Origin of the sequence: Pigmentiphaga sp. YJ18, assembly GCF_038066655.1 — a bacterium.
In the GTDB taxonomy this organism is placed as follows: Bacteria; Pseudomonadota; Gammaproteobacteria; order Burkholderiales; family Burkholderiaceae_B; genus Pigmentiphaga.
In genome coordinates, this window is sequence record NZ_JBBUKU010000001.1 from 192,804 (window position 1) to 216,667 (window position 23,864).

The following is a 23,864-nucleotide window of genomic DNA, read 5'->3' on the forward strand; positions in this document are numbered from 1 at the left end:
GGCAGATTGACGATCGGATTTCAGTTCCACGATGCTCGGGGGGTCATCGACTTTCACTGAGCTTGTAGATTTCGAGCGCTTCGGACTCGGGGCCGCGCGTGGCGTTGACCAGCCGGAACATCTGCGAGGCGACCGCGGTCATCGGCACCGGCGTGCCGGTCTGGCGGGCCAGTTCGACCACGCTGTCCAGGTCCTTGAGCATCGTATAGGTGTGGCCGATGGGGGGATTATGAATGCCCTGCGCCATGCGCGGCAGGAACAGCTGCAATGGCTTGGAGTCGGCGAAGCCGCCGGCCAGGGCCTGCGGCAGCAGCATCGGGTCGATGCCGGAGTTCGCCGCCAGCCGGGTGGCCTCGGCCAGGATGGCCATCGTGCCGCCGACGATGATCTGGTTGCACAGCTTGGTGGTCTGCCCCGCCCCCAGCGGCCCCATCAGCGTGAAGCGCTGGGCCATGTGCGCCACGTAGGGCCGCACGCGGTCGTAGTCTTCCTGGCTGCCGCCCGCCATGATGGCCAGCGAACCTTCCTCGGCGCCCTTGGTTCCGCCCGACACCGGCGCGTCCATCCAGCGCATGCCGTTGGCGGCGGCCAGCCGGGCCCCGATGTCGCGCGTGGCGGCCGGCGTGATGGACGAGAAATCGACCACCACCTTGCCCTGGCCGGGCACGGATGCCAGCCCGTTCGCGCCGAACACCACGTCCTCGACCGCGGCGGCGTCGGTCAGGCACATGAAGACGATATCGGCCTCGCGCGCCACGTCGGCGGGGCTGGCCGCCACGCGCGCGCCAGCCGCCCGGGCAGGCTCGGCCTTGGCCGCCGACCGGTTCCAGACAGCCAGCTCGCAACCCGCCGCCCGCAACCGCAGCGACATGGGCAGGCCCATCAGGCCCATGCCCAGATATCCCAATCGTGCCGTACTACTCATGATGCTTCCTTTTCTTCGAATGCCGTGTCGGTTCAAGCGGAGGGGCCGCCGGTTCGGGCCACTGCGCGCCGCCGTCATGGGTGACGGCGCCGGTGTCGGCCTGTCCCACGGTCTTGGCGTACTTGGACAGCAGTCCCGCCTTGTGGTTGGGCGCCGGCGGCTGCCAGGCGGCGCGGCGGCGCGCCAGCTCGGCGTCGTCCACCAGCAGTTCCAGGGTGCGCGCGTCGCCATCGACGCGGATGCGGTCGCCGTCGCGCACCAGCGCCAGGGTGCCGCCCGCGGCCGCCTCGGGCGCGATGTGCCCGACGCAGATGCCGCGCGTGGCGCCCGAGAACCGGCCGTCGGTCAGCAGCGCCACCTTCTCGCCCATCTGCTGGCCGTAGATCAGCGCCGTCACGCCCAGCATCTCGCGCATGCCGGGGCCGCCGGCCGGGCCCTCGTAGCGGATGATGAGCACGTCGCCCTCGGCGTAGCGCCGCTGGCTGACGGCCTCGGCGCAGGCGTCCTCGCCGTCGAAGACGCGCGCGGGGCCCTCGTGCACGCGCTTGGCCAGGCCCGCGACCTTCAGCAGCGCGCCGCTGGGCGCGAGGTTGCCTTTGAGCACCGCCAGGCCGCCGTCGACCAGGATGGGCTGGTCGGCCCGGCGCACGACCTTCTCGTCGGGCGCCGGCGCCGCGCCATGCTCCTCGGCCAGCGTGCGGCCGGTCACGGTGATGCAGCTGCCGTCGATGTGCCCGCTGCGTATCAGCTCGCGTATCAGCACTGACACGCCGCCGATGTCGTAGACGTCCTTGGCCACGTACTTGCCGCCTGGCCGCAGGTCGCCGATGAGCGGCGTGCGCGCGAATACCGCCGCCACGTCGTCCACGTCGAAGGCGATGCCGGCCTCGTTGGCGATCGCGGGGATGTGCAGGGCCGCGTTGGTCGAGCCGCCGGTGGCCGCCACCAGCGCACAGGCGTTTTCCAGCGCCTTGCGCGTGACGATGTCGCGCGGCAGCGGTCCGCCGTTCTCGATCAGCTTCATCACGATCTGGCCGGCGCGGCGGGCGATGTCCAGGCGCTCGGAATACACGCCCGGCACCATGGCCGAATTCGGCACGGTCAGGCCCAGCGCCTCGGCCACCATGGCCATGGTATTGGCCGTGAACTGGCCGGCGCAGGCGCCGATGGTGGGTTTGCAGGCGCGCTCGAGCATCATGACCTTTTCTTCGGTCATCTTGCCGGTCTGCGCCGCGCCCACCGCTTCGTACGCATCCAGCACCGTGATGTCGCGCCCCTCGAAACGCCCCGGCAGCGCGCTGCCGCCGTAGACGAACACCCCCGGCACGTTGCAGCGGACCAGGCCCATCATCGCGCCGGGCAGGGTCTTGTCGCAGCCGCCGAACGCCACCAGACCGTCGTGCGCATGACCGTGCACCACGGCCTCGATGGAATCGGCGATCAGTTCGCGGCTGACCAGCGAGAACTTCATTCCCTCGTGGTTCATGCCTATGCCGTCGGACACCGAGATGGTCGAGAACTCCCGCGGTGTGCCGCCGGCCGAGGCGACGCCCATGCGCGCGGCCTCGACCTGCGGCGCGTGGGTCATGTTGCAGGGGCTCAGATCGCCGCGCATGCTGACGATGCCGACCATGGGCTTGGCGATGTCCTCGTCGTCCAGGCCAGTGGCGCGCATGAAGGCGCGGTGCGGCGTCCGGTCCAGGCCCTCGCGGGTGATGTCGGATCTCAGGCGCTTGGTTTTCATTCTCTTCTACTCCGGATTCTGGGTCTTCGTTGCCGGCCTGATCGGCTCATGGCATCGGGCACGGCGCTGAGCCGGTCGAACACCCAGCTCACGTCGGTCTCGATGAATTTTCGTGCCTGCGCGTAGTCCCCCGCGCGCAGGGCCATCACGGCCGATTCGTGCAGGCGGTCGGCGGCGATGGTGTCGGTGTGCAGGAACTCGCGCGTGGCGCGCAGGTAGGCGCCCGATTGCAGCCAGAGACTGTCTATCATGGCCAGCATGACGGGCGACTGCGCGGCCTGGTAGATGGTGTAGTGGAAGATGCGGTTCTTCTCCAGGCTGTCGATCAGCCCTTCGCGCGAACGGCGCGCCACGGTGATCTCGGCGGCCAGCTGCTCCAGGTCGTCCAGCTGGCGGACGGTCAGCCGCGGCCCCGCCCACTCGGTAACGGTGCCCTCGACCAGCACGCGCGAGCGGCGGATGTCGTCCAGCCGCTCGCGCGTGATCAGCGGCACGCGCACGGTGCCGCTGCGCATGGGTTCCAGCCCCTGCTGCGCCACCAACTGCCGCAGCGCTTCCCGCACCGGCATGGTGCTGGTCTCCAGCGCATTGGCCAGGTCCTGGATGCCCAGCAGCTGGCCGGCGGGATATTCCCCGTGCATCAGCTTGTTGCGCAGGGTCTGATAGACCGCGTCGGACACCGAGGACCGCACGACGGGCTTGATGTCGCCCAGGGCAGGGAGCATGGCAGCCATCCTAGACGCAATAGAAATCGAGCATGGTGGGAATGACGTCGTTCATCAATACGATCTTCTTGGCGGCGATGCGCCAGCCGTCGCCCTCGGGCCGGAGCAGGTGCTCGTAGCGGCCGAAGAACGTGTGCTGGTCGCGATGCTTGACGTTGTAGACATGGCAGGTCCAGGCCGACTCGACCCGCACCCGGCCTTCGCCGGCCGCCGTCGCCACGCATCCCGTCACGGCATGGCACGTCCGGGGCAAGGGCGTGGACGCCACCGACAGCCCCGACCTCACCCGCCAGACGCGATCCTCCAGGCCGGCGCGCGCGGCGCAATACATCAGCGACAGTTCGCTGTCCGGCGACACCGACAGGCGATGCTCGTCGGTCCAGGCGGGCAGCCAGAAACTCGCGTCCTCGGCATACAGCGCCAGCCAGTCGTCCCAGCGCTGCGCGTCCAGGTGGGCGGCCTCCTGGAACACGACGGCCTGCGCATCGGCCCGCACTTCCAGCGCCAGCCTGCTCATTTCAACTTTCTCGACCAGTTGCGATAGAGCGCGTGGAACACGGTCTCGTCGCTCATCTCGAACGGCCCCGAGATCGACGTATCGGGCGCGATGTCCAGTTCCGCCGCATGGGCGTCAGCCCCCCGCACCACCCGCCCCATGCCGCGCGCATAGCCTTGCTGCCATTCGATCTCGCCGCTTTCGAAACCGCGCTGGCAGTCCTCGAAGGTGACCGTGTCGTCCGGCGTGGCCAGGCCGCTGGGATTGAAGAAATCCTCGTACTGGCGCAGGCGCTGGCGCCGTTGCTCGGCCCCCTCGCCCACCGGCGCCAGGCAATAGGAGGTGATCTCGGTCAGGTCCACCGCCAGCGGGCGGATGACGCGCATCTGCAGGGCCGCATTGGAAGCCAGTTGCAGATTGGGGAAGACATTGCACTGGCGCGTGCGCAGCATCCACTCCGCGCGCGTATCGCCCATGCGCGCGCGCAACTCGGGCAGGCGCGCATACAGGGGATGGTTCTCCACTGGCGAGGTGGTCCACACCAGCGCGTGTCCGTTGGGAAAACCGAAGGACCCCATCATTTCCTCGCGCTTCTTGCCGCCGGCCTGCCAGATCGCCGCCTCGACGTCGGTGCGCCCGGCCATGCCCGAACGCCGGTCCAGCAGCCGCAGGTAGGACGGATGCGTGGACGTGAAGTGGTAGGCGTCGGTGGAATTCTCCAACTGCAGCTTCCAGTTGGCGCGATAGGTGTACGTGACCGCGCCGGGCACGATCTCCAGGCCCGCTTCGCTCTGGTCGACCGCCATGTCGATGAAGCGCCGGATGTCTCCCAGGTGTTCTTCGAGCGGTGGCACCTCCGCCGTCAGGCTGGCGAACAGGAAGCCGCGGTATTCCGCGAAACGGGCCACGGGCTGGAGGTCGTGGCTGTCGTCGTCGAAGGCGGCGGGATAGTCGCCCTGGGCCTTGCCCTTGACGCCCAGGTTGCGCCCGTCGCTGCCGTAGGCCCAGCCATGGTAGTGGCAGACATGGGTGCGGCGATTGCCACGCCGCTGGTGGCAGACCAGGGCGCCCTTGTGGCGACAGGAATTGTGGAAGCAGCGCAGCGCGCCGTCCTGCCCCCGCATGACGACCAGCGGCTGGCGGCCGATGCTGGTCGTGAGGTAGTCCTGCGGATCGGGCACCTGGGAGACATGGGCGACGAACACCCAGCCGCCGTGGAAGAAGCGGTCCATTTCCCGGGCGTAGACGTCGTCGCGGCGAAATACGTCGCGGTGGACGCGGAATACGCCGTCCCCGGGCCTGTCGTCGATGAGGTGGGCGATGTCTGCCGGCATGGGTCCCCCGAGGTGCGCGCCAGAATTCGATCTTGGATATTCGATCTTTGATCAAATCCTAGCAAGCGAGTGACCATGAGGGCCACAGGGGTTTACCCGGGCCGGGGTATCCTAAGGCATGCCCGCCACCGCCTCCGACCGTTCCCGCTGCTTCATCGCCCTTGGCCCCGACGACGACACGCGAGCCCGCCTGGCCGCGCTGGGCGCCAGCCTGCCGCCGGCACGCCTGCTGCCCGCCGACCTGCATCTGACCATCGCTTTCCTGGGCAGCCTGACGGCCGATCACGAGACCCGGCTGCGCGCGGCGCTGGCACCTCTGGCGCGCGCCCTGCCCGTGCTGGACGGAGAATCGCTGGAACTGTGGCCACAGCCGGCCCGGCCGCGCGTGGCGGTGGCCAGCTTCTCGCTGCCCGCGCCGCTGCGCCGGCTGGTCGAGGACACGCAAGGCATCGTGCGCGGCATGGGGCTGCCGGTGGAGGGCCGCCCCTTCCGGCCGCATGTGACACTGGCACGCTTCAAGGCGGGCCAGTCCATGCCGGAGCTGCCCCGGCCGATGCCGGCGATTCCGCCGGCGCGCTTCAGCACGCTGGGACTGTATGCCTCGGCGCCGGCCGGATCGGAACGGCGCTATGCCGCGCTGTTCCGGTTCGACCTGGCCTGACCGCCGGCCTCAGGCCTGCGCGCTGGGCAGGGGCGAACTTTCCGACAGGCGGATCATCTCCACCGCCAGGGCGGCCACCAGGCGATCCCGCTGGCCGCGGGCCGACGGCTCGTTCCACAGGTCCTCGACCTCGTGCGGATCGGTTTCCAGGTCGTAGAACTCGCACACCGCCGGATCGTCCGACAGCGTCAGCCGGTAGCGGCCGTCGAACAGCGTGCGCACCTTGAAGCGGCGCGGCCGTCCGAACGCGTATTGCAGGGGCTCGCTTTCGACCACGATGCCGGCGCGTTCCGGCGCCGGCGCGGCGTCGCCACGGATGGCCGGCAGCAGGTTCGCGCCCTGGATACCGTTGAAGGGCGCCAGGCCCGCGCGCGCCAGGATGGTCTGCGCGAGATCGATCGTGCCCGCCACGTCGTCCACCACCGCGCCGCGCCGCTGCCCGGGCAGTTGCGGGTCGTGCCAGATGAACGGGACCTGGGTCACGCTGCGATAGTGCATGACGCCCTTGAGCGCGATGCCGTGGTCGCCCATCATCTCGCCATGGTCGGAGGTGAAGATGACCACGGTGTCCTCGCGCAGCCCCAGTTCATCCAGCTTGGCCAGCACCCGGCCGACCGAATCGTCGACCAGGCTGATCGAGCCGTAGGTCAGCGCCGTCACCTCGCGGCACTCGCGCTCGTTCAGCGCGAACGGCACGTAGGCCTCGCGCGAGGCGCCCGCGCGGGTGCGCTCGTGCACGGCCCGCAGCAGCGCCGGCATGTTCTCCTGGTGGAAAGAGGGCGGCAGCGGAATATCCGCGGGGTCGTACATGTCCCAGTACTTGCCGGGAGGCGTGAACGGATGGTGCGGGTCGGGGAACGAGCACTGGATGAAGAACGGCGCATCATCGTCCCGCTGCGCATGCCGGGCCAGCCATTCGCAGGTCTGTTCGGCCACGTAGGTCGAGGGATACAGTTCCACCGGCATGCGCGTGCGCCAGGCCTGCGGCGAATCGTAGCGGTCGTCGGGAATGGCGTTCTCGCGGCCGCGCAGGCTGTCGGGGTCGGGATGGCGCTCGGCCAGCCAGCGCGCGTAGTCGCCCTGCACGCGGTCGCCATGCATGGTGCACAGGCGCACGTCGTCGAAGCCATAGAACGGCGTCTGCACGTGGAAGGACGGATCGGCCTTCCAGTAGGGCGTCCACTCGTTGTCGTAGTCGCGGCCGCGCCGGTGATGCCGGTGCGCATCCTTCATCGCGTCGGCGGGCGGCGTGCCGCCGTTCAGGTTTTCCCAGCCACGGATGGGCGGGTTGTTGTAGCCGAAGTTCTGCAGGTGCGACTTGCCGATCAGCGCCGTCGCGTAGCCCGCGTCGCGCAGCAGCTCGACGAAGGTGACGTCCTCGCGCGACAGCGGGATGCCGTTGTGCAGCACCCCGTGCAGCGAGGGCATGCGGCCGGTCATCAGCGTGGCCCGGTTGGACATGCAGGTGGGGCTGGCCACGTAGAACTGCGAGGCCCGCACTCCGTCGCGCGCCAGCGCGTCGAGATGGGGCGTGCGCACGATGGGATTGCCGTAGCACCCCAGGTGGTCGGCCCGCTGCTGGTCGGTCATGACCAGCAGGATGTTGGGCCGCTTGGAAACGCGCGGGTCCATGCGATCAATCGGCCGAGATGTTGAATTCCTTGACGATCCTGCCGTAGCTCTCGTATTCGGCCCTGGCCATGCGGGCAAGGTCCTCGGACGAGCCGCCCAGCGGCACTTCCCACTGCTGCTTGAGCTTGGCGGCGGTGTCCGGTTGGCGCAGCACGGTGTTGAACTCCTGGTTCAGCTTCTCGACCACGGCGGGCGGCGTGCCCTTGGGCGCGAACACGCCGTACCAGGCGCCGGTCGCGGTGTTGGGGTAGCCCTGTTCGGCCAGCGTGGGCAGCTCGGGCATCAAGGGCGAGCGCTCCTTCTCGGCCATGCCCAACGCCACCAGGCGGCCGGCGGCGATGTGCTGCGCCACCACGCCGATGCTGGCGTACGTGATCTTCACGTGGCCGCCCAGCACGTCGGCGATCGCGGGCGCCACGCCCTTGTAGGGCACGTGCAGCATGTCCACGCCCGCCGATTTCTTGAACAGTTCGCCGGCGATGTGCATGGGCGAGCCGCTGCCCGGGGTGGCGTAGGCCAGTCCGGGCTGCTTCTTCAGCAGCGCGACCAGTTCCTTGGCGTTCTTCACGCCCAGCGACGGGTGGGCCACCATCATCATCGCGCCCTTGGACGGCGCCACAACCGGCACGAAGTCGTTCAACACATCCAGATTGACGTTCGTGCCCTTGGACAGTACGTGGGGAGCGATCAGGAAAGTGTTGGGCGCGAACAGCAGCGTATAGCCGTCGGCCGGCGCCCGCGCGACGGCGGAGGCGCCCATCATGCCGCTGACGCCCGGGCGGTTCTCGACGATGACGGACTGGTGCAGGCGCGCGGCCAGCTTCTCGCCCAGCATGCGCGCGCCGATGTCCGGCCCGCCGCCGGCGGGGTAGCCGACGATGATGGTGATGGGCTTGGCGGGGAAGTCGTTCCCTTGCGCATGCGCGGTCAGCGCGGCAAGCGGCAGACAGCCCAGGGCCAGGGCGAATTTGCGAAGCAATGCGTACATGGAGGCACCTATGAGAATGCGGGGCGGACGACGCCGCGCGGGGGGCGGCCGGCGCCTCCGAACGCGGAGAAGGGCAGATTCTTCCCTGAAAATCGGCCCGCCTCCACCCCAATAACGCCTCATTAGGGCGCAATTCGTCCCGCCTGCCGATAAAATCGACGCTGCGCGATCGACGGAGGAAGAAGTGGATGTATTGAGCGAGGTCCTGTCCGGCTGCCGGGCCGACAGCGCCACGACCGGCCGCTTCACGCTGCATGCCCCGTGGTCGCTGGAATCCACGGGCCTGCAGGGCGCGATGTTCCGCATCGCCCGGGGCGCGCCCTACTGGATACAGCCCGAAGGCATGGCGCCCGTGCGGGTGCCCGCCGGCGACCTCGTCGTGCTGCCGCGTGGCGGCCGGCACACCATCTCGTCCGAACCGGGGCTCGCGCCCGTGCCCTTCGCCGAGGTGCTGGCCGCGCACGGCATGCGCGAACGCGGGGAAAAGCCGCTGGTGTTCACGCACGGCGAAGGCGGCACGCCCACCGAACTCTTCACCACCATCGTCGACTACGGCCCCGTCGGCCAGAACACCGTGCTGCGCTTCCTGCCCGGCCTGATCCACCTGCGCGAGGACGACGTGAATCTGGCCTCGTGCCTGGCGCCGACGATGCGGCTGTTCATCGAGGAAAGCCTGAACCGCGAGCCGGGCTGGAAACTGTCGGCCGCGCGCATGGGCGACCTGCTGATGGTGCACGTGCTGCGCGCCTACCTGCTGCGGCACCGCGACACCGAGCCGAACTGGCTGCGCGGCCTGGCCGACCCCAAGATCGCCCAGGCCATCATGCTGATGCACCGCTGGCCCGAGAAACCCTGGACCCTGCCCGCGCTGGCCGACGAAGTCTGCATGTCGCGCTCGCGTTTCAGCGCGCGCTTCCGAGAGCTGGTGGGGGTGTCGCCGATCTCCTACCTGACGGCGCGCCGCATGGAGCGGGCCGCCGAACGGCTGCGGCTGGGATCGGTGCGCCTGGCCGACGTGGCCGAACTGGTCGGCTACGGCTCGGAGAAGATATTCGCCCGCGCCTTCCGCCGCTGGGCGGGCGTGCCGCCCGGCGAATACGGGCGGCGCGCCGGCTAGGTCAGGGCTGCCGCTGGCGCACGATCAGCACGTCGCAGGGCGTGTGCTGGATCAGTTGTTCCGCCACGCTGCCTATGGCCGTGCGCAATATCCCCGTGCGGCCGTGGGTGCCCACCACCAGCAGCTCGGTGGGATGGCGCGCCACGTAGTCGGGCACCACGTCCTCGGGCAGGCCGTGCTCGATCTTCCATTCGATGTCGGGCCGGTTCAACAGCGCCGCGTTGCGCTTCATGAATTCGGCCACCTCGTTGTCGGCCCGCGCCCTTGCCTGTTCCACCACGGCCGCCTCGGCATGGGCCTGGTGAGTGGAGAAGGCATGGAACAACAGCGGGCGCGCAGCCGGGAACAAAGTCAGCGCCGCTTGCAGGGCCTGGCGCGATCCTTCCGAGAAGTCGACGGCGGCGACGAAGTCGCGATAGTCGTGATGCGGGCGTTCGCGCACGACCAGGATGGGCTGGGCGGCCTCGCGCGCCAGCTTCTCGACCGTGGTGCCCAGCAACAGGCGGCCCAGGGTCTCGTCACGGGCCACGCCGGTGACGATGAGGTCGCAGTGGCGCGCCTCGGCCGTCTTGCGGATGATCTCGACCGCGTGCCCCGTTTCCAGCACCAGCTCGGCCTGGACGTCGACGCTGCCCAGCCCGGCCCGGAAGCGCCGTTCTGCGGCATTGCGGTCGACCACCTGGCCGCGCCGGGCGGTCAGCACGTCGCCCAGCGACGTCTCGTTCACGCACACCGCGACCAGCTTGGCGCCATGCTCGCGCGCCAGTTGTACGGCCCGGTCCTGGGCACGGTCGCAGCGTGCGCTCAGGTCGGTGGCAAGCAGGATGCAGCGCAGGTTTTCGGTGGAGGGTCCTTCCATGCTGATCTCCCTGGTGTGGCGGACGCGGCGGCGCGCGTGGGGCGGCCCGCTGGGCGGGCGAGGATCCGGAGGCGGAACGGGAAAACCGCGGATCGCACGGCGCTCCCGTCGGACCTACGATACCAACGGAAGGCGACCCTGCCAATCACGACGACGCGCGGGGGGCCTCGCGCTCGACCATGGCGCAGGCGGCGATGTAGTCCTCCAGCCGCCGCGCCGCCGCCGACAGCGGCCGCCGGTCGTCATGGGCCAGCCACAATCCCATGGTCATGGGCGGCCCGCCGGGCGACAGCTCGGCCAGGAGGCCCGACTCGATATCCTGCCGGACCGTCCTGGCCAGCACGCACCAGATGCCCACGCCCGCCGCCGTCAGTTCCCGCACCATGCCCGACTCGGTGGCCCGCGAGGCCACCGGCGTGCCGGCGATGCCGGCGGCGCGCAGCATGTCGGCCATGTGGATCGCGAAGCCCGAACGATGCGCGGCCCGCACGAACTTGTGCCGGGCCAGTTCGCGCGGCGGCACCGCGCCCCGCCCCGCCAGCGGATGGGAAGGCGCCGCCACCAGCGCGAAACGCTCGACGCCTATGGCCCGGCCCGCCACGCCCTCCGGCGGCCACCGGCTCAGGAAGCAGCCCAGGTCGGCGCTGCCGTCGCGCAGTTGCGCGAGGACTTCGTCCAGCGTCCCGGCCACCATGGCCAGCTCATACTCGGGATGCTCGCGGGCGAAACCAGCCAGCGCGGGCGGCAGCACCGAGTTGGCCACCGGCCGCTGGCAGGCCAAGACGATGCGCCGTTCCCCGGCCCGGCGGTCGCCGCCAAGGTCCTCGGACAATCGCGCCGCATCGTCCAGTACCGCGCGGGCATGCGCCAGCACGCGCTCGCCCGCCTCGGTCAGCGTGGCGCGCCGGCCGCGCTGGCGCAGGAACAGGGCCGTGCCCGCCCGGCGCTCCAGGGCCTGGATATGCTGGCTGACCGACGGCTGGGCAATGTCCAGCTGCTGGGCGGCGCCGGCGAAGCTGCCGGTCTCGGCCACCGCCACCAGCACCTCGAGTCCGCGCGGGGACAGGCTGATCATGCATCCTCCGATAGGTCATTACCTATATCTCATATAGGCTACCGGCCCGTTGCCCCGGGCCACCCCGGACGATGATACTGCCTGGCTTCCAGGGCGCCACCCGCGGCGTCCCACGATGACAGGAGACTTCCATGAAACGCTTGCTGGCTCCCGCGCTGGCCCTGGCGGCACTGCTGGCCTGGGGAGCGCCCCACGCCCAGCCCCGCCCCGACTTTCCGTCCAAGGGCGTGCACGTCATCAACCCTTTCCCGCCCGGATCGCCCGTCGAATACGTCGGCCGGCTCGTCGCGCAGAACCTGGAGCAGGCCTGGGGCAAGTACGTCGTCGTCGAAAGCCGCTCCGGCGCCGGCGGCACCGTGGGCGCCAACTACGTGGCCAAGGCGGCGCCCGACGGCCACACGCTGCTGGTCACCACGGCCTCGCCCATTTCCTTCGCCGCCGCGCTGTACGAGAAGCTGCCCTACGACCCGGTCAAGGACCTCGCGCCCGTCTGGGGCATCGTCACCCCCGGCCAGGTCGTGGTGGTCAACAGCCAGCTTCCCATCCGCACGCTGGCCGAACTCGTGGCCTACGCCAAGGCCAACCCCGGCAAGCTGTCGTACGCCTCGTCGGGCATCGGCACCGTGCAGCACTTCGGCGGTGAACTGTTCCAGGCCCGCACCGGCACCAAGCTGGTCCACGTCCCCTACCGGGGCGGGGCTCCGGCCGCCACCGACCTGGCCGGCGGCCACGTTCAGGTCATGTTCGACTCGCTCACCAACCAGTTGCGCAACATCGAGTCGGGCAAGGTCCGGCCGCTGGCCATCCTGCGCTCGCGGCGCGACGGCAAGCTGCCCGACGTGCCCACCGCCGCCGAGGCCGGCGTGCAGGGCGTGGAGGTCGTCAACTGGATCAGCCTGTTCGCGCCGGCCGGCACGCCCGCCGACGTGCTGCGCGCGCTGCGCCAGACGACGAAATCCGTCATGGCCACGCCCGACAACGTCGCCAAGCTGACCGAGACCTTCGGCGAAGCCCAGGTCCTGGACGGCGAGCAGCTCGCGCGGATGATTCCGACCGAAGCCCGCACCTACATCGAGCTGGTCGAGCGCGCCGGCATCCCCAGGCAATGATCGCGGCCCCGGCCGCTCCACGCAGGAACCCCGCATGAAAATCGTCCGCGTCGAAACCATCCTGCTGACCATCGCGCTCAATCGCGACTATGGCGGCAGCGTCTACAGCGTGCCGCGCAAGAACGCCATCATCACCCGCATCCACACCGACGAGGGGCTGGTTGGCCACTGCGTGAACGGCGAAGGCAACTTCGAGGTCCATCGCCAGGCGCGCGACATCGTCGACCAGGAACTGGCGCCGCTGCTGATCGGCCAGGACCCCACCGCCATCGAGACCCTGTGGTCGCGCATGTGGGCGGCCACCCATCGCGGCGGCCGCGACAAATGGGCAGCCGTGCGCGCCGTGGCCTGTGCCGACAGCGCGCTGTGGGACCTGCTGGGCAAGCGCGCCGGACTGCCCCTCTACCAGCTTTGGGGCGGGGCGCGCCACACGCTGCCCATCGTCGCCATCGGCGGCCAGTACCGGGACGGCTACGCGCCGCAGGACTACGGCGCCGAGATGGAGGAATACCGCGCGCTGGGCCTGGCCGGCTGCAAGTTCAAGGTAGGCGGGCGCGAGGTCGAGGAAGACCTGGCGCGCACCCGCGCCGCGCGGCGCGCGGGCGGCGACGATTTCGTGCTGTTCGCCGATGCCAACCGCGCCTGGAGCCGCACCCAGGCCCTGGCCTTCTGCCGGCAGGCGGCGGACCTGGACCTGCGCTGGTTCGAGGAACCCTGCCATTGGGACGACGACCGGCGCGACCTCGCGCTGCTGCGCGCGCAGACGGGCATGCCCATCGCCGCCGGCCAGTCGGAGATCACCACCCAGGACTGCCGCGACCTGATGCTGGACGCCGCCATCGACGTCTGCAACCTGGATGCGAGCTGGGGCGGCGGCCCCACCGCCTGGCTGCGGGTGGCCCGCATGGCGGCCTGCTTCGGCGTGCAGATGGGCCACCACGGCGAACCCATGGTGGGCTCGCACCTGCTGGCCGCGGTGGAAAACGGCACCTACGTCGAAACCCACCACCCCGACCGCGACCCGATCTTCCACCAGATGCTGATCGGCCGCGGTGCGATCGAGAACGGCCATTACGCCCTGCCGCAGGGGCCGGGCTGGGGCGTGGACTTCGATCCGGAGTTCATCGAGCGATACCGGACGGACTGACCCGGCCCAAGGTGAAATCCGGGAACCGCTTCGGTTCCTGAATTTCACGCCGGCGGCGGCGCCGCTTCCTATGATGCCCTGATCAGAACAGCACATAGGAGACACGTCATGAGCCACACCTCGACCGGCCGGCGCCGCATGCTGGGCCTGCTGGGCGCCACCGCCGCGTCCGGCGCGCTGCCCGGCATCCCCGCCCTGGCATCCGACGCCGGCACCCAGGACTTCCCCACTCGCGCCCTGCGCCTGGTCGTTCCCTTCACCCCGGGCGGCGGCACGGACGTCGTCGGACGCTCCCTGGCCGCCGCCATGTCCGAGGCGCTGGGGCAGTCCATCGTGGTCGACAACCGGCCGGGGGGCGGCACCGTCATCGGCTCGAACATCGTGGCCAAGGCCAAGCCCGACGGCTACACGCTGCTGCTGACGACCACCGCCCTGGCCATCAACGACACGCTGGTCAAGGACCTGCCCTACGACACCGACCGCGACTTCAGCGACATCGGCCTGATCTGCGTCGGGCCGAACGTGCTGGTCACCCATCCGAAAAGCCGCTTCAAGACACTGGACGCGGTCATCCGCTACGCCAAGGCCAATCCGGGCAAGTTGACCTACGGCTCCTCGGGCAACGGCTCGGCCGTCCACCTGGCCGCCGAACTGTTCAAGATGAAGGCCGGCGTCGACCTGACCCACATCCCCTATAAGGGCGCGGCGCAGGCCTACACCGATCTGGTCGGCGGCCGCCTGGACTTCGTTTTCGCCACCGCGGGCGGCGTGGCGAAATACGTCGAGGAAGGCACGCTGCAAGCCGTCGCGCTGACCTCGCGCGAACGCACGCCAGCCTATCCCGGCATTCCCACCATCGCCGAACGGGTGCCCGGCTATTCGGCCGAGGTCTGGTACGCGATCCTGGCCCCGGCGGGCACGCCGCCCGACATCGTCGCCGTGCTGAACGGCGCCTTGAACAAGGCCGCCAACGATCCCGGCTACAAGTCGCGGGTCTCGGCCGACGGCATGAAGGTGGCGGCCGGCACGCCGCAGGAGATGCGCGCCTTCCGCCAGTCCGAGCAGGCGCGCTGGCGCCAGGTCATCCACGACGGCAAGATCACCACCACTTGAAGGACTGAACATGACGACGAACGGCCAACGGCTGGCTGGCAAGACGGCCATCATCGTGGGCGCGGGCCAGCGCCCCGGCACGACGATGGGCAATGGGCGCGCGACCGCGGAGCGCTTCGCGCGGGAAGGCGCCAGGCTTCTGCTGGTGGACATCAACGGCGAATGGGCGCAGGACACGCTGGCGGCGGTGCGCGCGCTGGGCGCCCCGGCGGAGGTGGCGATCGCCGACATCACCCGCGAGGACGACTGCCGTCAGGTGGTGGCGTCCTGCGTCGAACGATGGGGGCGCGTGGACATCCTGCACAACAACGTCGGCTTCTCCAAGGGCGATGCCCGCACCGCCGAACTGCCGCTGGACTCCTGGCAGCGCATCATCGACGCCAACCTGACCGGCATGTTCCTGATGTGCAAGCACGCCCTGCCGCAGATGGTCGCCCAGCGGTCCGGCTGCATCATCAACGTGTCGTCCACGTCCTCGCTGTCGGGCCGGCCCACGGTCACCTACAAGACCAGCAAGGGCGCGGTCAACACGCTCACCCAGCACATCGCGTTCGAGAACGCGAAGCACGGCGTGCGCGCCAATGCGATCCTGCCGGGCCTGATCGACACGCCCATGGCCATCGAGCGGCGCGCGGAGGAAACCGGGGTCCCCCGCGAAGTGATCCGCCGCGAACGCGATGCGCTGGTGCCGATGGGCTATATGGGCGAAGCCGCCGACGTCGCGAACGCGGCGCTTTTCCTGGCCTCGGACGAGGCGCGCTACGTGACCGGCGTATTGTTTCCGGTCGATGGCGGCCTGCTGCTCAAACGGGGCTGAGCGCGGACCTCAGGCCTGGGGGCGGGCGAACAGTTCGCGCGCGCCTTCGGGCAGGGCCGCGGGATCGACGCATGCCATCCAGATCTGTCGGCCCGCCCATTCGTCCGCCAGCGTGACAACCTCCACTCCCGTCCGCTCGGCATAGGTCCGCGCCAGGCCCTCGGCCATCAGGGCCAGGCCCAGCCCCTCGCGCACCAGCATGCAGCGTGCCTCGGGATTGGAGACCTGCGCGCTGACGTTGATGGGCCGGGGCAGGTTTTCGCCGATCAATCGCTGGAAGTTGGCCAGGTCGTGGCGCGGGAAATAGCCGACGTAGTCATGATCCAGCGTGTCGAAGAAACGCACCGGACCACTCCGTGCCAGCGCGTGCCCCATCGGGACGACCAGGGCGACCCGTTCGCGGCGGTACTCCACGAAGTGCAGGCCCGGAGGCGGAAACGGCGCGTGATAGATTCCGATCTCCGCCTCCCCCTGGGTGACCAGCGCCGGGATCTCGACGCTGGACGCCTCGACGATGTCGACGCGATGGCCTGGACACACGCGGCGCAGCAGGCTGATGGCGCGCGGCAGGTACTGCAGCACGACCGACCGGCAGGCGGCGATCCGGATGTGGGACTCGCCGTCGTCGCGGAAGCTCGCCAGGGTCCGCTCCAACTGGCGGGCCGCCGACAGCAGCGAGGTCGCATGGCGGTACAGCGCCTCGCCCGCGGCCGTGGGCTCGACGCCCCGGCCGGTCCGCCGCAGCAGCGATACGCCGTGCTCGCGCTCGAGCTCCGCCAGCCGCTTGCTTACCGCCGAGGCCACGACGTTCAGCCGGTCGGCGCAACGGCTCAGGCTTTTTTCCTCGACGCATGCGACGAAGGTCTTCAGGCTTTGCAGGTCCATGTCCTTTCCTTTTCCGCTTGCGCCGCAAGCTTCGTCAGGGCTCGGCAGCCGCCGACTTGAGCCCCAGCCTCGCGGCCAGCCGCGCCAGGTTGGCCCGGTCCACGCCCAGTTCGCGCGCGGCGGCCGACCAGTTGTCTCCATGGCGGCGCAGCGCCGCGACGATCAGGCGGCGCTGGTAGCCCTCGACCGCCTGCTTCAGCGGCTGCGCGGGAACGCGCGCGCGGGCCGCCGCCGGGTTCTCGCGCGCGGAAGCGGGCGACCCGGCCTCCCCTTCCTCCAGCCCCAGGTCCGCCACCGTCAGCGTCAGGATGGCCGGACGCGGGGTTTGCCGGGACAGCGCCTTCAGCGCGCTGCGGCTGATCAGGTGTTCGAGCTCGCGCACGTTGCCCGGCCAATCGTAGGCCAGCAGGGCCGCCTGCGCCTCGGCGGCCAGGCGCAGGTTGCGCAGCCCCAGGCGCGAGCGGTTTTCGTCCAGGAAGGCGCCGCTAAGCAGCAGCACGTCGCGGCCTCGTTCGCGCAGGGGCGGCACCCGCAGCGGGTACACGCTCAGGCGGTGGTAGAGGTCGGCGCGGAAACGCCCCTTGCGGACCTCCTCGGCCAGGTCACGGTTGGTGGCCGCGATCAGCCGTACGTCCACGTGATGCTCGCGATCGGAGCCCAGGCGCTGCAATTGCCCGCTTTGCAGCACACGCAGCAGCTTGGCCTGTACCGCCAGCGGCAGCTCGCCCACCTCGTCCAGCAGCAGGGTGCCGCCATCGGCGAGCTCGAACTTCCCGCGCCGATCGCCCACCGCTCCCGAGAACGCGCCCTTGACGTGGCCGAACAGCTCGCTTTCTACCAGGGCCTCGGGCAAGGCCGCGCAGTTGATGCTGACCAGCGGCCGCGTCGCGCGCGGCGAGGCCGCGTGCAACGCCTGGGCCACCAGTTCCTTGCCGACTCCGGTCTCGCCCGTTACCAGCACGGTCAGGTCGCTGGCGCCCACGGTGCGTACCTCGTCCAGCAGCCGCCGGATGACGGCGCTGTGCCCCAGCAGCGGACGCGGTGCGGTTTCGCCCGCCGCCGCGCGATAGATTTCCGCGCGCTGGTGCTCGTCGCTCGCGCGCGAGGCCAGTAGCTGCAACCGATCGGCCACGCTGACCGTCGCCGCGGCCAGGCTGGCGAAGGTCTGCAAGGCATCCAGGTCCTGCGCGGAAAAACGCTCGGCCTCCATCGCATCCAGCGTCAGCAGGCCCCAGGGGCGCTCGCCCACCCGCAGGACGCAGCCCAGGCAATCATGGACCTCCAGTTGCTCGCCTTCCATTCCTTCGACCAGGCCGTCGTAAGGATCGGGCAGGCGGCTCCCGGCCGGGAAGCGCGTGGGGCCGTCGGACTGGAGCAGCAGCTGGAAGCGGGGATGCTCGTCCACCTTGAAACGGCGGCCCAGCGTATCGCTGCTCAGGCCGTCCACGGCCAGCGGCACGAGCCATTCTCCATCCAGCCGCAGCAGGGCTGTTGCATCGCAAGGAACCAGGGTACGGACAGCCTCCAGCAGGCGGCGGTAGCGTTCCCCTTCGGCGAGGTCCCGCGCCAGATCGTCCACCAGTGGAACAAGAGCGTGCAGCAGGGCATTTGCAGTCATTTTGACTAATTTGAGGTCATAAAGACATATGAAGATTATAGGTCATTATGACTCCCAGGCATGGAAAATGGCGCAGCGCCGCGAGAATCGGCCTGGCACGCATCTTGAATAAGGGAAAACGAAGGCTGTCCCCTTTCCCGGCCGGCCGCTCTTGCAGGAGATACCATGCTGTCCGCTCAACAACGAGCCATCGTCAAGGCCACCGTCCCGCTGCTGGAAACCGGCGGCGAAGCCCTGACCACCCATTTCTATCGCCTGATGCTGGCCGAGTACCCGGAGGTCCGGCCCCTGTTCAACCAGGCCCACCAGGCCAGCGGCGACCAGCCGCGCGCGCTGGCCAACGGCGTGCTGGCCTATGCGCGCCACATCGACGACCTCACGCCCCTGGGCGGGATGGTCGGCCGCATCGTCAACAAGCACGTCGGGCTGCAGATCCTGCCCGAACACTATCCCATCGTCGGCACGTGCCTGCTGCGCGCCATCCGCGAAGTGCTCGGCCCCGACGTCGCCACCGACGAAGTCATCGAAGCCTGGGGCGCGGCCTACCAGCAACTGGCCACGCTGCTGATCGGCGCCGAGGAACAGTGCTACGCGACCCAGGAGAAGGCGGCCGGCGGCTGGCGCGGTTCGCGCGCCTTCCGCGTCGCCCGCAAGGAACAGGAAAGCGAGGAGATCACCTCGTTCTACCTGGTGCCCGCCGACGGCGGTTCGCTGCTGGACTTCCAGCCCGGCCAGTACATCGGCCTGAAGCTGGTCGTCGACGGCGAGGAAGTGCGCCGCAACTATTCGCTGTCCGCGCCCCCCAACGGCCGCGAGTACCGCATCAGCGTCAAGCGCCAGGGCGACGGCGTCGTCTCCAACCACCTGCACGACCGGATCGGCGAAGGCGACACGCTGGAACTCTTCCCGCCCTCGGGCAACTTCACGCTGCAGGCCAGCGACAAGCCGCTGGTGCTGATCAGCGGCGGCGTCGGCATCACGCCCACCCTGGCCATGCTGCAGGCGGCCCTGGGCGGTTCGCGCGCGATCCACTTCATCCACTGCGCCCGCAACCAGGCGGTCCACGCCTTCCGCGACTACGTGGATGCCGCGGCGGGCAAGTTCCCGCAGCTCAAGCGTTTCTACTGCTACGACGAACCCGGCGAGACGGCGCAGCGCCCCGATGCGGTCGGCCTGCTGACCAAGGAGCAACTGGCGCAGTGGCTGCCGCAGGACCGCGACGTCGACGTCTACTTCCTGGGTCCCAAGCCGTTCATGCGCAACGTCCAGCGCTACCTGAAGGAACTGGGCGTGCCGGAGACGCAGACGCGGTATGAGTTCTTCGGGCCGGAGGCGATGGCGTAAGAGCCCGCGCTACTCGAAGAACCGTTTCATCTCCAGCCCGCGGATGATCTGCGCCGTCGCCTCCGCCAACGGAGGCAGCGGGCCGCTGGACGGCGTGGCCAGGGTCAGGTTGTTCATGATGACCGGCTCGACGATGGACGAGAAGGCCAGGAAATCCTGGCCCGCCATGTCGCTCAGCGCCGAGCGCGGGATGATGGTGAACATGCCTTCCTTGGCCATGGTCTCGAGGATGGTATGCACCACGTCCACCTCGGCCACGACGTCCAGCGTCACGTTCAATTCCCGGCAGGTGCGGTCCACCAGCGCGCGGATGGTATTGGGCGCGCTGGGCAGCACCAGCGGATAGCGGCCCAGGTCCCTCGCGCGCACGCGCGGTGGCGGCACGGGCCGGCAGGCCTTGCCGTAGGCCAGCACCAGGTCCTCGCGGTAGATGGATTCGAACCGCAGCAGGGACGAGGACGGCGGGTCGTACAGCAGCGCCAGGTCCACCCTGCCCTTGACCAGCCATTCATTCATCTCGGAACTCAGGCCTTCGGCCAGCGTCAGCGCGGCATCGGGATGCAGGCGCCGGAACGACTGCACGATGTCCGGCGCCATCCGGCGCGCCACGCGGTGCGGCATGCCCAGCCGGACCTTGTCCTGCGCGGCGGCGCGGAAGGCGCGCATGTCCTGGCGCGCATGCTGGGCCATGGCATCGAGCGTCTTGGCATGCTCCAGGAACCGCAGCCCGGCCTCGGTGGGTTCGACGCCCCGGCCGGTGCGCACCAGCAGATGGTGGCGCAGCTCGGCTTCCAGCAACTGGATCTGCCGGCTGAGCGAGGGCTGCGAGACGCCCAGCACCTCGCCCGCGCGGGAAAGGCTGCGCATTTCGCAGACGACGATGAAGTAGCGGAGTTGCCGGAGGTCCATGGATGCGATGGTATACGTTTTTCCTATATCAGAAGTCAGGCTGGGCGCATTGCTCGGCCCCGGGGGCTTGCGCATGATGCGAGGTTGACGTCTACCGCACCCCCACCATGCCCGACTGCGCACCTCCCCTGGCCGAGATCACGCCTCCTGCCGAGCCCCTGCCCAAGCACGCCTGCGACACCCATTTCCACGTCTTCGGCCCCGCCAGCGTCTTCCCCTACGCCGACGACCGTCCCTACACGCCGCCCGACGCGCCCTTCGAACGGCTGCGCGACCTGCACCGGCGGCTAGGATTCGAGCGCGGCGTCATCGTGCATCCGGGCTGCCACGGCTACGACCTGTCGGTCACGCTCGATGCACTGGATCGCGGCGCGGGCCAGTACCGGGCGATCGCCCTGCTGGATCCGGCCACCGACGAGGCCCGAATCGCCGAACTCGACCGGCGCGGCGTGCGCGGCGTGCGCTTCAATTTCGTGGCTCACCTGGCCAACGCCGGCTGGGACGAACTGGCGCGGATCGTGCCCCGCATCGCGCCCTTCGGCTGGCACGTCTGCATCCATTCGGACCAGGCCTCGCTCGAAGGTCTGCTGCCCAGGCTCAGGACGCTGCCCGTGCCGTTCGTGATCGATCACATGGGACGCGTGGCCGCCGCCGAAGGCACGCAAGGCGCGGCCTTCCGCGCCCTGCTCGCGCTGCGTGACCATCCCGGCGCCTGGGTGAAGATCTCCGGGCTGGACCGCACGTCCAGCAGCGGCAAGCGGCCGTTCCAGGATGCCGAACCGCTGGTGTCGGCGCTGCTGGACGCCATGCCCGAGCGCCTGCTGTGGGGCACCGACTGGCCGCATCCGAACGTGCGCGGCGACATGCCCGACGACGGCGAACTGCTGAACACCTTCCTGCGGCTGTGCCCCGATGCGGCCACGCGCCAGCGCATCCTGGCGGACAACCCGCACGCGCTGTTCCGGTTCGCGCCATGACGCGGCGCATGTTCCACTTCGCCCAGAACCCCAGGAGACCCGACCATGCCTAGACTGAATCCCCCCGACGTCGAACAGATGTCCGAACACCAGCGCCGCGTCTACGACGCCATCGCCTCGGGCCCGCGCGGCAAGGTGCGCGGACCGCTGGCGATCTGGCTGCACCGCCCCGGCCTGGCCGAACATGCGCAGGCCTTGGGCCAGTATTGCCGCTACGACTCCAGCCTGCCGCCGCGCCTGTCCGAACTGGCCATCCTGACCATGGCCGCGCTGTGGCGCGCCCCCTTCGAATGGTGGGCGCACCATCCCATCGCCCTGAAGGCAGGGCTGGACGCGGACGTGGCCGAGCAGATCCGCGCCGGCGCCACGCCCGTGTTCGCCCAGCGCGACGAGTCGGTCGTCTACCGCTTCGTGCGCGAACTGGTGGAAACGCGGCAAGTCCCGGACGCGCTCTACCAGGAGGCCCTGGAGGTCCTGGGCAAGGACGGCGTCGTCGACCTGGTCGGCATGGCCGGCTACTACACCCTGATCTCGATGACGCTGAGCGTCTTCGACATCCCCACGCCCGACGGCAGCACCGTCGAATTCGGGCGCTGATGCCTTTCCGATCATCATCATCACGAACGAGATACCCATCATGACTGGCCGCCTGCAAGGCAAGATAGCGATCGTCACCGGCGCGGGCAGCGTCGGCCCCGGCTGGGGCAACGGCCGCGCCATCGCATACCGTTTCGCGCAGGAAGGCGCACGCGTCTTCGCCGTCGACCGCGATCCCGCGGCCATGGAAGAAACCGTGGCCCGCGTGCGCGAGATCGGCGGCGAGATCGCCATCTGGCGCTGCGACGTCACCTCGTCGGACGAGGTCCGCGACATGGTGCGCGCCTGCGTCGACACCTGGGGCGGCGTGGACATCCTGGTCAACAACGTGGGCGGCTCGCGCAAGGGCGGCCCGGTGGACCTGGACGAAGCGGCGTGGGACGCGCAGATCGACTTCAACCTGAAAAGCGTCTATCTGGGCTGCCGCCATGTGCTGCCGCTGATGGAGGAGCAGGGCGGCGGCGCCATCGTCAACATCGCCTCGACCTCGGGCACGCGCTGGACCGGCTCGGCCCAGGTCGGCTATTCCAGCGCGAAGGCCGGCGTCATCCAGCTGTCGCGCGTCGTGGCGCTGGAATATGCCAAGAAGAACATCCGCTGCAACACCGTCATTCCAGGCCAGATGCACACCCCCATGGTCGAAGTCCGGCTGGCCGGGCAGCGCGCGGGCGGCGACGTGGAGCAGTTGCTGGCGCAGCGGCAGTCGCGCATCCCGCTGCCCTTCATGGGCGACGGCCTGGACACCGCCAACGCCGCGCTGTTCCTGGCGTCCAGCGAAGCCCGCTTCATCACCGCCACCGAGATCGTGGTCGACGGAGGCATGAGTGCGCGCTGCGACTGACGCCCCCGCGCGCTATCCCGATCCGGCCGTCATCGCGCTGGATCCGCGCTTCGAGAAACTCACGCTGCCGCTGGCGGCGGTCGAGCGCCTGGCCACGGGATGCCGCTGGGCCGAAGGGCCGGTCTGGTTCGGCGATGCCCGCTACCTGCTGTGGAGCGACGTGCCCAACGACCGCATCATGCGCTGGGACGAGATCACCGGGCAGACACATGTCTGGCGGCCCGTATCCGGCCATGCGAACGGCAACACGCGCGACCGCCAGGGGCGCCTGGTCACCTGCGAGCACCAGGGGCGCCGCGTCACCCGAACCGAACACGACGGCCGCATCACCGTGCTGGCCGACCGCTACCAGGGCAAGCGCCTGAACTCGCCCAACGACGTCGTCGTGAAATCCGACGGCTCGATCTGGTTCACCGACCCGCCCTTCGGCATCATCGGCTACTACCAGGGCGAGAAGGCCGAACAGGAAATCCCCGCCGCCATCTATCGCATCGACCCGTACAGCGGCGCGGTCGACCTGGTCTGCGATACGGTCAACGGCCCCAACGGGCTGGCCTTCTCGCCCGACGAGAAGCAGTTGTACGTGATCGAATCGCGCGCCCGCCCCCGCAACGTCCTGGTGTTCGATGCGTCGGACGACGGCCGCCGGCTGGGCCCGCAGCGCGTGCTGTTCGACGCCGCCGACGGCACGCCCGACGGCTTTCGCGTCGACGTCGAAGGCAATCTCTGGTGCGGCTGGGGCATGGGCACGCCCGAGCTCGACGGGGTCCGCGTCTATTCGCCCCGGGGGGAACTCCTGGGCCGCATCGCCCTGCCCGAGCGCTGCGCGAATCTGTGTTTTGGCGGCAAGCATCGCAACCGCCTGTTCATGGCGTCCAGCACGTCGATCTACTCGTTGTTCGTCAATACCCAGGGCTCCCCCGGCGGCTGAACGCCCGCGCCCTGATCTCC

Annotated in this window: 23 protein-coding genes; 11 read left to right on the top strand and 12 right to left on the bottom strand. The window is 69.6% G+C overall.

The features are described from left to right. Nucleotides 1-43 precede the first annotated feature (43 nt). Genes WKR98_RS00955 through WKR98_RS00975 form a run of 5 tightly spaced genes read right to left on the bottom strand, consistent with a single transcriptional unit; the run spans nt 44 to nt 5,224 of the window. Nucleotides 44-925 carry an NAD(P)-dependent oxidoreductase gene (locus WKR98_RS00955; RefSeq protein WP_341431770.1) on the bottom strand — a complete coding sequence of 294 codons (882 nt, stop codon included), beginning with the start codon at nt 923-925 and terminating at the stop codon, nt 44-46. Then, nucleotides 918-2,669, bottom strand: a complete 1,752-nt coding sequence (ilvD, locus tag WKR98_RS00960; RefSeq protein ID WP_341431771.1) for a dihydroxy-acid dehydratase — start codon at nt 2,667-2,669, stop codon at nt 918-920. The genes WKR98_RS00955 and ilvD overlap by 8 nt, the downstream gene beginning before the upstream one ends. After that, on the bottom strand, nt 2,666-3,394 hold the full coding sequence (locus tag WKR98_RS00965; protein ID WP_341431772.1) for a GntR family transcriptional regulator: 729 nt from the start codon (nt 3,392-3,394) through the stop codon (nt 2,666-2,668). The genes ilvD and WKR98_RS00965 overlap by 4 nt, the downstream gene beginning before the upstream one ends. 10 nt (nt 3,395-3,404) lie before the next feature. Continuing rightward, nucleotides 3,405-3,911 carry an aromatic-ring-hydroxylating dioxygenase subunit beta gene (locus WKR98_RS00970; protein ID WP_341431773.1) on the bottom strand — a complete coding sequence of 169 codons (507 nt, stop codon included), beginning with the start codon at nt 3,909-3,911 and terminating at the stop codon, nt 3,405-3,407. Further along, the gene (locus WKR98_RS00975) at nt 3,908-5,224 is read right to left on the bottom strand and encodes an aromatic ring-hydroxylating oxygenase subunit alpha (RefSeq protein ID WP_124691433.1); all 1,317 of its coding nucleotides are present in this window, start codon (nt 5,222-5,224) and stop codon (nt 3,908-3,910) included. The genes WKR98_RS00970 and WKR98_RS00975 overlap by 4 nt, the downstream gene beginning before the upstream one ends. A 118-nt stretch (nt 5,225-5,342) precedes the next feature. On the opposite strand from WKR98_RS00975, the gene thpR reads away from it, so the two are divergent. Beyond that, nucleotides 5,343-5,885 (top strand): RNA 2',3'-cyclic phosphodiesterase, encoded by a 543-nt coding sequence (gene thpR, locus WKR98_RS00980; RefSeq protein WP_341431774.1) that lies wholly within the window; start codon nt 5,343-5,345, stop codon nt 5,883-5,885. Between the two features lie 9 nt (nt 5,886-5,894). Here thpR and WKR98_RS00985 read toward each other — a convergent pair whose 3' ends face one another. Continuing rightward, the gene (locus WKR98_RS00985) at nt 5,895-7,517 is read right to left on the bottom strand and encodes a sulfatase family protein (protein ID WP_341431775.1); all 1,623 of its coding nucleotides are present in this window, start codon (nt 7,515-7,517) and stop codon (nt 5,895-5,897) included. A 4-nt stretch (nt 7,518-7,521) separates the two neighbouring features. Further along, nucleotides 7,522-8,505 (bottom strand): Bug family tripartite tricarboxylate transporter substrate binding protein, encoded by a 984-nt coding sequence (locus tag WKR98_RS00990; protein WP_341431776.1) that lies wholly within the window; start codon nt 8,503-8,505, stop codon nt 7,522-7,524. A 184-nt stretch (nt 8,506-8,689) separates the two neighbouring features. Between WKR98_RS00990 and WKR98_RS00995 the strand changes: the two genes are divergently transcribed. After that, nucleotides 8,690-9,622 carry an AraC family transcriptional regulator gene (locus WKR98_RS00995; protein WP_124691438.1) on the top strand — a complete coding sequence of 311 codons (933 nt, stop codon included), beginning with the start codon at nt 8,690-8,692 and terminating at the stop codon, nt 9,620-9,622. A 1-nt stretch (nt 9,623) separates the two neighbouring features. On the opposite strand, the gene WKR98_RS01000 is transcribed toward WKR98_RS00995, so the two are convergent. Further along, the gene (locus WKR98_RS01000) at nt 9,624-10,481 is read right to left on the bottom strand and encodes a universal stress protein (protein WP_341431777.1); all 858 of its coding nucleotides are present in this window, start codon (nt 10,479-10,481) and stop codon (nt 9,624-9,626) included. 145 nt (nt 10,482-10,626) lie between these two features. Beyond that, a complete protein-coding gene (locus WKR98_RS01005; RefSeq protein ID WP_341431778.1) occupies nt 10,627-11,556 on the bottom strand; it encodes a LysR family transcriptional regulator in 930 nt (309 codons plus the stop codon). Between the two features lie 131 nt (nt 11,557-11,687). Here WKR98_RS01005 and WKR98_RS01010 point away from each other — a divergent pair, with 131 nt between their 5' ends. The 4 genes from WKR98_RS01010 (at nt 11,688) to WKR98_RS01025 (ending at nt 15,742) form a co-directional block, all read left to right on the top strand. Beyond that, entirely contained in the window at nt 11,688-12,665 is a 978-nt protein-coding gene (locus WKR98_RS01010; protein ID WP_124691441.1) for a Bug family tripartite tricarboxylate transporter substrate binding protein, read from the top strand. Nucleotides 12,666-12,699: 34 nt separating this feature from the next. Next, the gene (locus WKR98_RS01015) at nt 12,700-13,812 is read left to right on the top strand and encodes a mandelate racemase/muconate lactonizing enzyme family protein (protein ID WP_341431779.1); all 1,113 of its coding nucleotides are present in this window, start codon (nt 12,700-12,702) and stop codon (nt 13,810-13,812) included. 108 nt (nt 13,813-13,920) lie between these two features. Then, the gene (locus WKR98_RS01020) at nt 13,921-14,925 is read left to right on the top strand and encodes a tripartite tricarboxylate transporter substrate binding protein (protein ID WP_341431780.1); all 1,005 of its coding nucleotides are present in this window, start codon (nt 13,921-13,923) and stop codon (nt 14,923-14,925) included. A 10-nt stretch (nt 14,926-14,935) separates the two neighbouring features. Further along, complete coding sequence (locus WKR98_RS01025) at nt 14,936-15,742, top strand: SDR family NAD(P)-dependent oxidoreductase (RefSeq protein ID WP_341431781.1); 807 nt, start codon at nt 14,936-14,938, stop codon at nt 15,740-15,742. Nucleotides 15,743-15,751: 9 nt separating this feature from the next. Here the strand turns inward: WKR98_RS01025 and WKR98_RS01030 are convergent, their stop codons facing one another. After that, nucleotides 15,752-16,627: a LysR family transcriptional regulator gene (locus WKR98_RS01030; RefSeq protein WP_341431782.1), complete on the bottom strand. Its 876-nt coding sequence runs from the start codon at nt 16,625-16,627 to the stop codon at nt 15,752-15,754. Nucleotides 16,628-16,661: 34 nt separating this feature from the next. Next, entirely contained in the window at nt 16,662-18,245 is a 1,584-nt protein-coding gene (gene norR, locus WKR98_RS01035) for a nitric oxide reductase transcriptional regulator NorR (RefSeq protein WP_341431783.1), read from the bottom strand. A gap of 165 nt (nt 18,246-18,410) precedes the next feature. Here norR and hmpA point away from each other — a divergent pair, with 165 nt between their 5' ends. Beyond that, the gene (gene hmpA, locus WKR98_RS01040) at nt 18,411-19,589 is read left to right on the top strand and encodes an NO-inducible flavohemoprotein (protein WP_124691447.1); all 1,179 of its coding nucleotides are present in this window, start codon (nt 18,411-18,413) and stop codon (nt 19,587-19,589) included. A gap of 9 nt (nt 19,590-19,598) precedes the next feature. Here the strand turns inward: hmpA and WKR98_RS01045 are convergent, their stop codons facing one another. Continuing rightward, nucleotides 19,599-20,498, bottom strand: a complete 900-nt coding sequence (locus WKR98_RS01045; RefSeq protein ID WP_341431784.1) for a LysR family transcriptional regulator — start codon at nt 20,496-20,498, stop codon at nt 19,599-19,601. Between the two features lie 107 nt (nt 20,499-20,605). Between WKR98_RS01045 and WKR98_RS01050 the strand changes: the two genes are divergently transcribed. From WKR98_RS01050 to WKR98_RS01065, 4 genes are read left to right on the top strand one after another with little or no spacing between them, the layout of a single operon-like run. Then, nucleotides 20,606-21,475: an amidohydrolase family protein gene (locus WKR98_RS01050; protein ID WP_341431785.1), complete on the top strand. Its 870-nt coding sequence runs from the start codon at nt 20,606-20,608 to the stop codon at nt 21,473-21,475. 45 nt (nt 21,476-21,520) lie between these two features. After that, nucleotides 21,521-22,072 carry a carboxymuconolactone decarboxylase family protein gene (locus WKR98_RS01055; protein WP_124691450.1) on the top strand — a complete coding sequence of 184 codons (552 nt, stop codon included), beginning with the start codon at nt 21,521-21,523 and terminating at the stop codon, nt 22,070-22,072. Nucleotides 22,073-22,112: 40 nt separating this feature from the next. Further along, the gene (locus tag WKR98_RS01060) at nt 22,113-22,913 is read left to right on the top strand and encodes an SDR family NAD(P)-dependent oxidoreductase (RefSeq protein WP_124691451.1); all 801 of its coding nucleotides are present in this window, start codon (nt 22,113-22,115) and stop codon (nt 22,911-22,913) included. Beyond that, nucleotides 22,897-23,844: an SMP-30/gluconolactonase/LRE family protein gene (locus tag WKR98_RS01065; protein WP_341431786.1), complete on the top strand. Its 948-nt coding sequence runs from the start codon at nt 22,897-22,899 to the stop codon at nt 23,842-23,844. Before WKR98_RS01060 ends, WKR98_RS01065 begins: the two co-directional genes overlap by 17 nt. Nucleotides 23,845-23,864 lie beyond the last annotated feature (20 nt).